Source organism: Streptomyces sp. MMS24-W38, from assembly GCF_059889265.1.
Genome location: NZ_JCBCPP010000001.1, coordinates 5795195 through 5809208, shown reverse-complemented (window position 1 = coordinate 5809208; position 14014 = coordinate 5795195). Strand labels below are relative to the sequence as shown.

The window sequence follows — 14014 nt, the reverse complement described above, 5'->3', positions numbered from 1 at the left end:
GGGCGCGCTTCAGACGGTGACGGTCCGGCTGCGCTGTGCCGCCTGTGCCATGGCGTGCTGGACGACACCGATGAGCACCTCCTTGACCGACTCGCGGTCCCGGGCATCGCCCATCACGAGCGGTACGTGCGCGTCGAGGTCGAGGGCCCGGCGGACGTCTTCGACCGGGTGACGCGGTGCTCCCTCGAAGCAGTTGACGCCGACGAGGAACGGTATGGAGCGCCGCTCGAAGTAGTCGACGGCCGCGAAGCAGTCCTCCAGCCGCCGGGTGTCGGCGAGCACCACAGCCCCGAGGGCGCCCTCGGCGAGCTCGTCCCACATGAACCAGAACCGCTCCTGGCCGGGAGTTCCGAAGAGGTACAGCACCAGATCCTCGCGGAGCGTGATGCGGCCGAAGTCCATGGCCACGGTGGTGGTGTTCTTCGCCTCCACGCCGCTGAGGTCGTCGACCGGGCGCCCGGCCTCGGTGAGCAGTTCCTCGGTGCGCAGCGGCCTGATCTCGCTGACCGCTCCGACGAGCGTGGTCTTGCCCACGCCGAAGCCACCGGCCACCAGGATCTTGAGCGTGACGGGCTCGACCGGGGGCTTGCCGCGCTCAGAACGCCCGAAGATCATCGTTCTTCTCTCCTGCTCGGTGGGCATCGGGCGGTGGACCGTATCCTCCACCGCCGGGGGTTTCGATGACGAGTACGTCGTCGGCGCGGACGTCCGCCGAGTCGCTTCCGCCGAGTTCGGTGACGCTGCCGTCCGCATGGTCGACCCGGTTGGCGCCGGGCGCGCCGGGCGCGCCGCCCGCCATGCCGTACGGGGGGACCCTGCGGTGCTGGGACAGCGTGGAGACGGTCATGGGTTCCAGGAACCGGATGCGGCGGACCGCTCCGTCCCCGCCGCGCCACCGTCCCGCGCCGCCGCTGCCGGTGCGCACGGCGAACTCCTCGAGACGGACGGGCAGCCGCCACTCCAGGACCTCGGGGTCGGTGAGCCGCGAGTTGGTCATGTGGGTCTGCACGACGGACGCTCCGGAAAAGCCCTCTCCCGCGCCCGAGCCGGAGGCGACGGTCTCGTAGTACTGGTGGCGGGCGTTGCCGAAGGTGACGTTGTTCATGGTGCCGGAGCCCTCGGCCTGGATGCCGAGCGCCGCGTAGAGGGCGCCGGTGATGCTCTGGGAGGTCTCCACGTTGCCCGCGACGACGGCTGCCGGGGGCCGGGGCGCCAGCATGGAGCCGGGCGGCACGATGATGCGCAGAGGGCGCAGACAGCCGTCGTTGAGCGGGATGTCGTCGGCGACCAGGGTCCGGAAGACGTACAGGACGGCCGCGTTGACGACGGAGAAGGGGGCGTTGAAGTTGGTGGGGAGCTGTGCCGTGGTGCCGGTGAAGTCGATGGTCGCGGAGCGGTTCTCGCGGTCGACGCGCACGCGCACGCGGATGGCGGCGCCCGAGTCGGTTTCGTAGGTGTACTCGCCGTCGTCAAGGGCGTCGATGACGCGCCGTACCGCGTCCTCGGCGTTGTCCTGGACGTGCCGCATGTACGCCTGGACCACGTCGAGGCCGAAGTTCTCGATCATTCGGCCGACCTCGTCGACGCCCTTCTGGTTGGCGGCGATCTGGGCACGCAGGTCGGCGAGGTTGGTCTGCGGGTTGCGGGAGGGATACCGCGCTCCGGTCAGGAGGCCCAGTGTCTCCTGCTCGCGGAACCGGCCGTTCTCGGCGAGGAGCCAGTTGTCGAAGAGGACGCCCTCCTCGTCGATGGTGCGGCTGTCGGCGGGCATGGAGCCCGGGGCGATGCCGCCGATCTCGGCGTGATGGCCGCGTGAGGCGACGTAGAAGAGGACCCTCCGGTCACCCTCCGTGGTGTCACCGTCCACGGTGCCGGGGGACGTGGTGCCGGGGGACGCGGTGCCGAAGACCGGCGTGATCACGGTGACGTCGGGGAGATGGGTGCCGCCGTGGTACGGGTCGTTCACGGCGTAGGTGTCGCCCGGACGCATGGTGGCACCGCGCCGCCGGATGACCTCCTTGACGCCGGTGCCCATGGATCCCAGGTGGACGGGGATGTGGGGGGCGTTGGCCACCAGGTTTCCGTCCGGGTCGAAGAGGGCGCAGGAGAAGTCCAGGCGCTCCTTGATGTTGACGGACTGGGCGGTGGACTCGAGGCGGGCGCCCATCTGTTCGGCGATGGACATGAAGAGATTGTTGAAGACCTCGAGCAGAACCGGGTCGACTTCCGTGTCGAGGTCGGAACTCCGCGTAACCGCGACGCGTTCCATGACCAGATGCCCGTCGTCGGTCGGCGAGGCCCGCCAGCCTTCGTCGACGACGGTCGTGGAACCGGCCTCGGTGACGATCGCCGGGCCGGAGACGGTCTCGCCGGGGGAAAGGTCCTCGCGGTGGTGGAGGGGGACGTCGCGCCAGGTGCCGCCGGTGTGGAGGCGGACGGGTCGCGCAGCGGTGGGGCGGCCCCGGTAGGGGGCGAGGGTGGAGAGATCGGGGGGGGCGGTGATGCCGGTGGCTTCGACGGAGAGGGATTCGACGACGATCGGGCGGTCGAGCGTGAAGGAGTACATGGCGCGATGGCGTTCCTCGAAGGCGCGGCGCATGGTGTCGGCGCCGGTCAGTTCGACGGTGAGGGCGGTGTCGGTGCCGTCGTAGCGGAGTTGGGCGCGACGGGTGACCTCGATCCGGTCCTCGGGGACGCCCTCGGCGAGGAGTTCGGCGCGGGCCGCCGCTTCGAGGTCGTCCGCGGTCCGGTGGACGCCGGGCATCGCAGCGGGCTCCAGGGGTGCTTCGGTGGAGCGTTCACGCATGGCCGTGGTGTCGGCGAGGCCGATGCCGAGTGCGGAGAGGACACCGGCCGCGGGTGGCACGAGGACGGTGCGGATACCGAGGGAGTCGGCGACCATGCACGCGTGCTGCCCGCCCGCACCGCCGAAGGTGGTGAGGGCGTAGCGGGTGATGTCGTGGCCCTTCTGGACGGAGATCCGCTTCACCGCGGCGGCGATGTTGGCGACGGCGATCCGCAGATAGCCCTCGGCGACCTGTTCCGGGGTGCGGTCGTCGCCGGTCCGTTCCCGGATCTCGCGCGCGAGGGTGGTGAAGCGATCGCGGACGAGTTCGGTGTCGAGGGGCTGGTCGCCGTTCGGGCCGAAGACCGCCGGGAAGTGGTCGGGCTGGATGCGGCCGAGCATGACGTTGGCGTCGGTGACGGCGAGCGGGCCGCCGGCCCGGTAGCAGGCGGGGCCGGGGTCGGCGCCCGCCGAGTCGGGCCCCACGCGGTAGCGGGAGCCGTCGAAGTGGAGGACCGAGCCGCCGCCGGCGGCGACCGTGTGGATGTCCAGCATGGGCGCGCGCAGCCGCACGCCGGAGATCTGAGTGGTGAAGACGCGTTCGTACTCCCCCGCGAAGTGCGAGACGTCGGTGGAGGTACCGCCCATGTCGAAGCCGATGACCCGGTCGTGGCCGGCGAGCTGCGACATGCGGGCCATCCCGACGATGCCGCCGGCCGGACCGGACAGGATGGCGTCCTTGCCGCGGAACTGCGCCGCTTCGGCGAGGCCGCCGTTGGACTGCATGAACATCAGCCGTACCCCGTCGAGTTCGTCGGCCACGTGCTGCACGTAGCGGCGCAGCACGGGCGAGAGGTAGGCGTCGACGACGGCCGTGTCCCCGCGCGGGACGAGTCGCATCAGAGGGCTGACCTCGCTGGACAGCGAGATCTGCGGGAAGCCGATGCGGGCGGCGAGTTCACCGACCGCCTGCTCGTGAGCGGGGTGGCGGTGGCTGTGCATGCAGACCACGGCGACGGCCCGGATGCCGTCGGCGTGGGCCTGGCGCAGCGGCCCGCTCAGGGAGTCCAGGTCCGGGGCCCGCAGGACGGTGCCGTCGGCGGCGATGCGTTCGTCCACCTCGACGACCCGTTCGTACAGCAGCTCGGGCAGTTCGATGCGACGGGCGAAGATGGCGGGTCGGTTCTGGTAGGCGATGCGCAGGGCGTCCCGGAAGCCGCGGGTGACGACCAGGAGGGTTCGTTCGCCCGTGCGCTCGAGGAGGGCGTTGGTGGCGACCGTGGTGCCCATGCGTACGGATTCGACGGGTTCGCCGGAGCCGGCCAGCAGTTCGCGGATGCCCGCGACCGCCGCGTCGGCGGCGGTGGCCGTCCCGCCGGAGCGGCGCCGGGAGGGCGCGAGGGCCGGGTTGTCCGAGAGGAGTTTACGGGTGAGCAGCCGCCCGTCCGGGCGGCGCGCGACGATGTCGGTGAAGGTGCCGCCTCGGTCCACCCAGAACTGCCAGCCTGTCACGTCAGTACCCCGCTTCCGCGCCGCTCACAGCGCTCGCAGGCCGTTGATCACGTCGCGCAGAATACCCTCGTCCGGCAGTTCGGCGGGGGGAACCGGCCGGTTCACGTGGACGGATTCGAGGTCGACGAGATCTCCGACGAGGACTCGTACCACTCCGGTCGGCAGGTCGAGTTCCGCGGCGATTTCGGCGACGGTCTGCGGCGTGTCACGGCACAGTTCGAGGATGTCCACGTGTTCCGGGGAGAGGGTGGGGTCCGCCTCCGGATCGTCCGTGTCGGGTTCGGTGACGACCACCGCGATCAGGTCCAGGCGGTGCTGGGCCGCACTCGAGGTGCGGCCCCGCGTCATGGCATACGGACGGACGACCGGTCCGGCCTCGTCGTCGAACCAGTGGCTTCTTCCCTCGCCGTCAGCACTCATGTCATCCCACTACCCGCCCGGGGGCAGATCGGTGCGTGGTCCGGCGTCCAGATGCGGACCGACCCGCTTCACGAGAAGGGTCATCTCGTAGGCGACCTGTCCGACGTCCGAGTCGGCGTCGGCGAGGACGGCGAGGCAGCTGCCGTCTCCGGCGGCCGTGACGAACAGGAATGCCTCGTCGAGTTCGACGATGGTCTGGCGGACACCGCCTGCCTCGAAGTGGCGGCCCACCCCCTTGGCGAGGCTGTGGAACCCGGAGGCGAGGGCGGCGAGGTGCTCGCTGTCCTCGCGGGTCAGTTCCCCGGACGCCCCCGTGGCGAGGCCGTCGCCGGAGAGCACGACGGCCTTCCGTATGCTCGCGACGCGGTCCACCAGGTCGTCGAGGAGCCAGTTCAGCTCCCCCTTGCCGCCTTCGGCGTGGCCGGTCGTGTTCGGTGCGGTCATCGACCGTCCCCCTCAGTCATCCTTGATCGTTCCTCGTGCTGCTGCCCCGCCGGGGCCGTCGTCGGCCTCGGCGTTCTCGTCGCGGCCGCGCTGCCAGCCGCGCTGGAGCGAGGCCATGCGGCTGCGTACTTCCTCCGCGTCCCGTTCGACGGGCCGGGATCTTTCCTCGTTCCGTGGTCGCGTGCTCCGTTTGAGCTGTGGGGCGAGGCTGGCCTGCCGTACACGTCGGGGCAGCGATCCGGGGTCGGGCCGGTCGTCCGTGTCCTGCGGGCTGTCCGCGTACTGCGGGCCGTCCGCGTACCGCGGGGTGCTGCCGGGGTGGGACTCCGCGCTCCGTCGGCGGACGGGCAGGGGCGGCGGTGCGGGCTCCTGCCCCGGGTGGGCGGAGGGGGTGCCGGTGTCGTGGGCCGTCCGCTCCCGGCGGACGTGCTCGTCGCCGACCGGGCGGCCGTGGGAACTGACCAGCTTGGGGACCCCCCTGCGGGGCAGCGGAGCGGGGCCGTTCATCTGCCCGTCCGTGTCCCTGTCCGGTCCGTCGCGGTTCTCGGGAGCCCGCTGATGCGGCTCACGCCGACGGCCCGGCCGCTCGTCCTTGGTGCGGGCCGGGGAGTGCCGGGGGCGGAACAGGCCGCCGTGTTCGTTGCCCTCGTCGTCCTCGTCCCTCGGGGCCCCCGGACAGTCGTCGACGGCGTCCAGGTCGACAGGGCTCTCGAGTTCGACCGGCCCGTCCAGCAGCGAGGCGGGCAGTCCGGGCAGTTGTACGGGCATCTGGGACAGCGCGCGACGGCGGTTCTCCTCCGGCTCCTTGTCCTTGGCGCGCCGGGGCCGGTCGAGGCGGAAGCCGACTCCATTGGTGTCCGGGACGTCGTCCGTCAGGAGCGCGTCCGGGATGAAGACGACCGCGGTGGTACCGCCGTAGGGGGAGGGCTGCAAGGAGACCCGGACGTTCTGCCGCTGCGCGAGACGGCTGACCACGAACAGTCCGAGCCGGTCGGTGTCGGAGAGTTCGAACTCCGGGGTCTCGGCGAGCCTCAGGTTGGCGTCCAGCAGCGCTTCGGCCACCATGCCGAGACCGCGGTCGTGGATCTCCAGGGTGAAGCCGTTGGCGACGCGCTCGCCCAGGACCTGGACGGCGGTGTGCGGTGGAGAGAACACCGTGGCGTTCTCGAGGAGTTCGGCCACGAGGTGGGTGAGGTCGGCGACGGCGGGGCCGGTGACGGCGACCCGCGGCAGCCTGCGGACCTCGATGCGCTCGTAGTCCTCGACCTCGGCGACGGCGGCGCGCACGACGTCCATGAGCTGGACGGGTCTGCGCCACTGCCGGGAGGGCGCGGCCCCGGAGAGGATGACCAGACCCTCGGCGTGCCGGCGCATGCGGGTGGTCAGATGGTCCAGACGGAACAGGTCGGCGAGTTCCTCGGTGTCCTCGGTCCGGCGCTCCATGCTGTCCAGCAGAGTGAGCTGCTTGTGCAGCAGGACCTGGCTGCGGCGGGCGAGGTTGACGAACACCTCCGAGACCCCGGAGCGCAGTTCGGCCTGTTTGACGGCCGCCTCCACGGCCGCGCGCTGCAGGGTGTTGAGGGCCTGGCCGACCTCGCCCATCTCGTTCCTGTCGTACTCCAGGCGGGGGACCTCGGTCTCGATGTCGACCTGTTCACCGGCCGAGAGACGGCGCATCACACTGGGCAGTCGCACGCCGGACGCCTCATGGGCCTCGAGACGCAACTGCCGCAGGTCACGGATGAGGCCGCGGCCGATGCGCATGGACAGGACGAGGGAGACGAGGAGGGCGACCAGTCCGAGGACGCCGGCAACGACGGCCCGGGTGATGACGCCCGTGGCGACCGGGTGGACGCGGTCCTGATAGCGGTCGGTGGCCTGGTCGTTGAGGGTACCGAGTTCTTCGAGCACATGGCCGGCGGCGGTGTCCCAGCTCTTCGCGGTGATTCCACGGGGCGGTCCGGTGCCGGAGGAGACGGCCGCCTCCTCGGCGACGCGCAGCGGAGCGGACGCCGCGTTCTTCCAGAAGCTCTCGTAGCGGTCCCGGTCCGCAGCCGGCAACTGCGCCAGAGCGATGTCGTACAGCAGCGTGCGCTGGGCCACGAGGTCGGAGATGTCGCGTACCTCTGCGCGGGACAGTGTGCCGACGACGAGGGCCGAACCGAGCAGGGCGTCCTCGCGGGCGAGGAGTTCACGGGCGCGGCTGAGGTTGAGGAGGGCGCGGCCCTGCTGACCCATCTCCACGTTGTCGATGCCGTCGAGGGAGGTCAGGAGGGCATAGCAGGAGTCCACGAGAAGGTTGTACTGGTTGAGGGCCTCGACGCGGTTCATCGTGCCCTGCTCGACGCTGCCGCGCAGGGAGTCGATGCCGTCGAACGCGTCCAGGACCGCGGTGAGCCGGTCCTCGCCGCCTGTGCTCAGCCCGTCGCGGACGTCGGGGTTGTCCGCGTTCTCGCGGACCTTGGCGATGGCGCCGTCGGTGGCCGTGCGGGTGGTGCGGAGAGCGGAGAGCGTGTCCGAGGCCCGCGGATCGGCGAGATGGACGAGGGTCTGGCGGCGTTCCTGCTGGAGGACGCGGACGGTTTCCTCGATCGGGTAGCCGATGTCCTCGACCGCGGCGGAGACCCGAAACAGCTGAATGACCGACCGTCCCGTGAATACCGTGGCGAAGCCCCAGATCGCCGTCAGGGACACCAGCGGCACGAGAAGCAGCGCCACGATCTTCCGGCGGATGGACTTCCCGCGAAAGCGCATGGACTCCCCCAGCTCGACCCCCACCGGCAGGGGGTACGCATGTACGTCACCAAACGGCGCGAGCCTACTACTGGCGCACAGGTAACTCGAAGACTCTTCCGGAGGCAGAGCTTCCGTACGAGCCCGGGAGGATGAGGAGTTGTCCGCTTATTGAGGGAGATTGCTTCCCCGAAACCGGTGACGGCCTGAAAGCCCGTTCCGGTGGGCGCACGCGGACATTTGGCCGAAATTTTTCGCCGACAGGGAATCTTCATGACTCGCCGCTCGTCCTTCTATACAGGAAATGAGGGCGGAATCGGCCCCAGGAGCCGCACCTTGCATCCGGGCGGCGTAAAGCAGCGCAAGCCGGGCAGCCGTAGGAAATCGGGTCTTCGGACAGGGGTGAGCGGTCCGCCGAGGGTGGGGAGCGACACTGTGATGGGCACGGCACAGCGGCAGGAGACGTCCGGGAAGGACGTGGCCGCACAGGACACGGCACGGCGGGACACCGATGCGCGGGATCTCGGCGTTCGGAGTGAGCGGGAACCCGCTCAGGAGCGGTCCCACTACCGGCCGTTGTGGATAGAGGAGTCGGCGAAGCGGCGCAGGCTGCCCGACCCGGTGCGGACAGCAGCCGTGCGGGCGGTGCTCATCATCTCGGTGACGCTGATACAGGCCATGGTGGCGTTCCTGTGCACCTTGGCCGGGTCGTGGCTGGCATTCCCCATGGTGCTCAGCAGCATCGCCAGCACCGTGGTCGCCACCTGGGCCGCGCTCGATGTCTGGGTGACACGCCAGGTGTGGAACCAGCGCAACGGCGTGGTGTCGGCACCGAGCAGTACCGCCCGGTCCCTGCGGCGCGAGCGGCGCAGGGCACGACGTCAGGCCCAGGCCGCGGAGCGGGCCCAGAGGCGTATACGCCGACAGGGCAAGAGGGAGCAGTTGTCGCACCCTTGAGGGAGCCGAGGTCGTCGAGCGGGCGAGCACCGACCTGGGAACACGAAAGCAACGAGCCCGAAGGCCCGCCCGTTCGCCGACTTGTGCCGGTCAGGCCTTGGCGTACTTCCAACCGCCGCAGCTGTACGGGGTGCCGCTGGATGTGTCCTGGAGGCAGGCGCGGATCTGCAAGGTGGTGCCCTCCGCGAAGGACAGGTTTCCTTTCCCGACGGTGGCACAGCCGCCACCGTGGTAGCAGGAGCAGGTGGCCGAGCTGGAGTTGTAGCGCCGTCGTGCGGCGACGCCGTGGCCGTCGCTCTTCATGTCGAGAGTTGACAGCCGGATACCCGTGCCGCCGACCACGTCCGTCTGCGACTGTGGTCGACGGCACGGGTATCCGGCTCCAACGCCGCCACGGAACGCAAGAGCGAGCACGTTCTCTCTGTCACAAGCACCGCCTGCACCCACGCCGCGGAGCCGCATATCGACACAGTCCCGCGTCCTAGGAGGTTGCGGATGCCGGGCGTTTGAACATCCGGGTGGCCGTGATCTCGCTGTGCACGGCTTCCCCCTCCGTGGCCTCCTGGGGCAGGCCCGGCCGCAAGTGCTCCTCGACGCTGATGTACTTCAGGCCCGCCCTCAGGTCGGCGTCGTTGCGCAGGCGGATGACCAGCGGGAACTCCGCCAGTGCCGTCGTGTCGAACAGGCCGGTGGTGTAGAGGAGCTGCACACCGAGCGCGTCGGCGACGGCCCGCTGGAGCTCCAACAGGTAGGTGGCGTTGGCGCGGCCGATGGGGTTGTCGAGGAACAGGGTGCCGGCGTGCCGGTGCCGCTCCCGACCCCGGTCGTTGGAGCGCAGCGCGGCCATCGTGCAGTACAGGGCGATGGCCGCGGTGAGCAGCTGCCCTCCGGAGAACACATCGCCCATCTGCCCGACGGGGACCCGCTCGGCGCGCAGTACGGCGTCCGGCTTGAGGATCTCGACGGCGACGCCCTTGGGCCGGATGGCGGCCGCGACTCCACGCAGCAGCAGGGACATGCCGTCGCGCCGCAGATCGGAGTTCTTGCGCACGGCCGCGCGGGTCGCCTCGTCGATGACCTCACCGAGCCGTTCGGTGAGGGTCGCCTGGTCGGGTTCCTCGAAGCGGATGCGGAGGAACTCTTGCCCGGACCACTCGCCGAGTCCTTCGGGCAGCCGGGACAGCCGCTGCGCGGAGCGCAGGGTGGCGAGGGCCGACTCGACGAGTCCTCTGAGCCGGTCCACGATCGAGTCGCGGTTGCGTTCCAGCTGTTCGAGCTCGTCGGTGAGGACCCGGAGCCGTGGCGCGAAGGCGTCCGCCCACTTGTGGGCGTGCTCGGGCAGCGCGGAGGCGGGCAGTTCGCGGATCTGCTGCCGCGCGGGGGTGCGAACCTGCTCGTAGCGGGTGGAGTTGGCGTGCCGGACGAGGATGTCGCTCGCCTCGCGCACCGCGGACTCGGTGGCGGACAGATCGGCGGCGCAGCCCCGTAGTGACCGGCGGGCTTCCGCGGCGGAGCTGCGGGCCTCCGCCAAGCTGCCCGGGTAGGGCTCGGGCCGCTCCGGCTCCTCCTCGGACGCGTGATCACGCAGCAGGTCGCGGAGCATGGCGGCGATCTCGTCGAACCCCCCGGCGGCATCCTCCGCGGCGTGGTGCGCGTCGAGGAGTTCTCCGTGGGCCTGCCTGGTCCGGTCCAGCTCCTCCGTCCGGGAGGCCAGTTCGGCCGTGGCGGTCCGCAGCAGCGCCTGTGCGTGTTCGGCGTCGCGGGGCACCGACTCCTCGGGGAGCCGGGTGTGTTCCTCGCCGTCCTCGGGCGCGAGCCGCTCCGCCTCGCCGCGCAGCCGTCCGAGTTGCTCGCTCGCGCTCGACATACGGGTCTCCAGGAGCTGCACCAGCTCCTCGGCGCGGGCCGCGGCGGCCTGGCGACTGGGACCGTCCGAACCGTCGGGCGACTGGAGCAGCTGCTCCGCGCGGGTGCGGACCTTGTTGCTCAGCCGGTCCAGCTCCGCGCGGGCCGCGCTCTCGTCGCTCTCGGCGCGGGCCTGCTCGGCGCGCAGGTCGGCGCCGACGCCGACCTTCTCGTAGACCTGGGACGCGGCCCGGTACGCCTCGCGCAGGGCGGGCAGGGAGATCTGCGGCGCCTCGGTGCCGTCCTCCGGTACGTCGTCGGGGGCGCCGGCGATCTCGGAGCGCTCGGCGCGCAGCGCCCGCGCGGTGCGCCGGGCGTCGTCGGCGGCCCGCTGCGCGCCGCGCCGGTCCTCGTCGGCGGCCCGCGCGCGCTCCAGGCAGGCCTGGGCGCCGGCCTCCGCCCCGGCGGCGTCGTCGGCCAACTCCCGCAGTTTGGCCTGCCAGCCGCCCCGCTCGCGCAGCCGGAAGGCGAGCCCCGCGAGGGCGTCTGCGGCGCGCCGGGCCTTCTGCGCGGTCTCCTGGCGCTCGTCACGCACCCGGGCGGCCTCGGCGGCGGCCTCCTCGGCCTCCACCCGTACGGCGCGTGCCTCGGCGAGTTCCGCCTCGGACTCCGCCGCGAAGGCGCGGGCATCGTGCGCCGCGCGGGCCAGTTCGGCGAGCCGGCCGGGCGGGCAGCCGGTACGCCAGGAGGTGAGCCGCGCGGTCAGCTCCCGGTCCTTGGCGAGCCGCGCCGCCAGCGCGCGGATCTCCTCGTCCCGTGCGGCCGCCCGGACGCGCAGCGCCTGCCGCTCCTCGTCGGCGGCGTGCTCGTCGTGCATGGCCGGGTTCGGCGGTACGAGGAAGACGTCCCCGGTGTCCACGTCCGGCGCCGGGGTCGGCGCGAGCAGGGCGGCGGCCGTGCCGACGGCGACCGTGGACCGGGGCAGCAGGGCGGCGTCGCTCAGGGCCGCGCGGGCGCGGGTGTGGGAGTCCGGATCGGTGATGATGACACCGTCGACCAGTTCGGGGCGGGCGGCCAGCACGCGTGCGTGGTCGGCGGGGTCGACGGCCTGGGCGAGATAGCGCCAGCCGGGCAGGGCGGGGATGCCGTGCTCGCCGAGGTACTCGATCGTGGCCAGCACGTCCGGGCCGGGCGGCAGCAGTCCGCCGTCTCCGAGGGCGCCGAGGATGCGGGCGTCGTCGGCGGCGGCGGTGCGCAGTTCGAACAACTGGCGTTCGGCGGAGGAGACCGCGTCGTCGAGCAGTTCGCACAGGTCGTCGGCGAAGCGGTCCAGTTCCGTGGCGGTGAGGGTGCCTTCGGCGGGGCCGCCGTCCGGTTCGGCATCCGAGTCGGGACGGGGCCACGGGACCGAGGGGCGTGCGTCGGTGGTGGTCAGGCCCAGCAGCTCGGCCGGCCGTTCCTCGGCGGCCAGGGCCTGTGCGGTGCGGAGTTCGCTCTCGTGGGCGCGGTCGGCCGCCGTGGCCGCGTCCGCCGCGCGGGCGGCGGTGAGTTCCGCGCGTGCCTGGGTGGCGGCGGCCTCGCGCGCGTGCTCGGTCGCCCGGCGGGCCGCCTCGCGGGCCGAGTCCCAGGCGGCGACCGCGGTCTTCTCCGCGTCGCTGGCCGCGAGGGCGGCGCGGGCCGGGTCGGCGTCGGGGGCGCTGTCGTCGAGCCAACCGGCCCGGACGGCCTCGGTGGTCTCCTGCTCGACCTCGGTGAGGCGCTGCCGGAGGTGGCCGATCTCGCTGCGGGCCCGCTGTGCCTCGGTGGCGGCAGCGGTGGCGTCGCGGTGGGCGGCGTCGCTGACCTCCTGGAGGGCTGCGGACCGCTCCTCCTCCTCGTTGGCGAGGTTCTCGGCGTTCTGCGCGGCGGTGTGCAGGGCGCGTACGAGATCGACGGCGGCCTTCGCGCGGGCGGCCAGCGCGGGTGCCGCGTCCCGCTCGGCCTCCTGGATCGCGGCTGAGACCCTGGCGGCCCGGTCGGCGGCGGCGCGGTGGCGCAGCGCTGCCTCGGCGGCCTGCCATGCCGAGTACAGGGTGCGCGCGTCGGCGAGTTCCCGTTTCTGGGCGGCGGCGGACTTCTCGGCCGCGGTGAGCGCCAGGGAGGCGTGCCGGTAGGCGATCTCCGCCGAGATCAGTGCGCTGTGTTCGCGTGCCGTTCCGGCCTGGGTGACGGCGTGGGCGGCGGCGGTGACGCGCTGCGCGAGGTCGGCGGCGCGGGTGCGTTCCTGGTTGCCGCGCGCGGAGAGCCTGCGGGCCAGGGTGCGGGTGCGGCGCTCGGCCGCGGTGTGGATCTTCTGCGCCTGGGTACGGGCACCGGCCGCTTCGACGATCCTGCCGAGCAGTTCGACGGAACCGGCGGTGAAGTCCCGTTCGGCGATCAGCTCGGCGCGTCGGCCCAGCTTGTTGCCGAAGCCGCCGACCAGGTCGGCGAGTCCGTCGGTGTCACGGGTGTCCGTGACGGCGCGCAGCAGCAGATCGGTGAAGTCCGAGTCCTTCTTGACCGCGAAGAGGCCGGCTGCCTCGCCCTCGTCGGCGTTCATTTCCCTCTGGTAGCGGAAGAGTTCGGGGTCGAGTCCCAGATCGCCGAGGTGCTCGGTCCAGCGCTCGTGGGTCTCCTCCCAGTGCACCTCCAGGTGCGGATAGGTCCTGCCTGCCTCCGTGAGGGCGTCCCGGAAACCCTTCATGGTGCGGCGGCGGCCCCTCGCGCCGGACTGGCCGTCGGCGGGTGGCCGTACGGCGGTGGCCTCCGCGACGGGAAGGTTGTCCAGGCTGAGTCCCGGGCCGGGCCGCAGCGAGTACCAGGCCTCGGCGAACTTCCTCGGGTCGTTGGAGACCTGGCGGCCACGCCATTCACTGGCCTTGCCGACTACGACGCACTCGCCGGTCAGCACGTGCTGCCACTCCAGCGCAACGTGTCCGCAGTCGTCGGCCAGCAGGAACTTGCGCAGCACTCCGGAGCTCGCGCCGCCGAGGGTGTTGCGGTGGCCCGGGAGCATCACGGAGAAGATCAGCTTCAGCAGGACGGACTTGCCGCCGCCGTTCTCCAGGAAGAGCACCCCGGCGGGCGCGGGCCGGCGGGGCGGGCCCACCGGCTCCTCCACGAAGAACTCCGCCTGCGTCGGCGCGGGTTCGGGCACGGTCTCGCCGACACCACGCAGGTCAAGCACGGTGTCGGCGTAGCGCGCGCCGGCGGGCCCGATGGAGTAGAGGCGGACCCGGGACAGCTCGTACATGGCGGACTCTCGAAGTCTTCGGCAGGTCGGGGTGGTTCGGAGACGGG

At 71.9% G+C, this 14014-nt stretch carries 8 protein-coding genes; 1 reads left to right on the top strand and 7 read right to left on the bottom strand.

What is annotated here, in order from left to right:
* Nucleotides 1–9: 9 nt before the first annotated feature.
* Genes AC6F7H_RS25410 through AC6F7H_RS25390 form a run of 5 tightly spaced genes read right to left on the bottom strand, consistent with a single transcriptional unit; the run spans nt 10 to nt 7915 of the window.
* Entirely contained in the window at nt 10–615 is a 606-nt protein-coding gene (locus AC6F7H_RS25410) for a GTP-binding protein (RefSeq protein WP_500762047.1), read from the bottom strand.
* A complete protein-coding gene (locus AC6F7H_RS25405; protein WP_500759275.1) occupies nt 596–4297 on the bottom strand; it encodes a hydantoinase B/oxoprolinase family protein in 3702 nt (1233 codons plus the stop codon). The genes AC6F7H_RS25410 and AC6F7H_RS25405 overlap by 20 nt, the downstream gene beginning before the upstream one ends.
* A gap of 24 nt (nt 4298–4321) precedes the next feature.
* Entirely contained in the window at nt 4322–4717 is a 396-nt protein-coding gene (locus AC6F7H_RS25400) for a DUF742 domain-containing protein (protein WP_500759274.1), read from the bottom strand.
* Nucleotides 4718–4726: 9 nt separating this feature from the next.
* Nucleotides 4727–5161: a roadblock/LC7 domain-containing protein gene (locus tag AC6F7H_RS25395; RefSeq protein WP_500759272.1), complete on the bottom strand. Its 435-nt coding sequence runs from the start codon at nt 5159–5161 to the stop codon at nt 4727–4729.
* 12 nt (nt 5162–5173) lie between these two features.
* Nucleotides 5174–7915, bottom strand: coding sequence for a nitrate- and nitrite sensing domain-containing protein (locus AC6F7H_RS25390; protein WP_500759271.1), 2742 nt, complete (start codon nt 7913–7915; stop codon nt 5174–5176).
* A 417-nt stretch (nt 7916–8332) separates the two neighbouring features.
* Between AC6F7H_RS25390 and AC6F7H_RS25385 the strand changes: the two genes are divergently transcribed.
* Entirely contained in the window at nt 8333–8851 is a 519-nt protein-coding gene (locus AC6F7H_RS25385) for a hypothetical protein (RefSeq protein WP_500759270.1), read from the top strand.
* Nucleotides 8852–8941: 90 nt separating this feature from the next.
* On the opposite strand, the gene AC6F7H_RS25380 is transcribed toward AC6F7H_RS25385, so the two are convergent.
* Entirely contained in the window at nt 8942–9154 is a 213-nt protein-coding gene (locus AC6F7H_RS25380) for a hypothetical protein (protein ID WP_500759269.1), read from the bottom strand.
* A gap of 178 nt (nt 9155–9332) precedes the next feature.
* Nucleotides 9333–13967: a hypothetical protein gene (locus AC6F7H_RS25375; protein WP_500759268.1), complete on the bottom strand. Its 4635-nt coding sequence runs from the start codon at nt 13965–13967 to the stop codon at nt 9333–9335.
* Nucleotides 13968–14014: the final 47 nt, after the last annotated feature.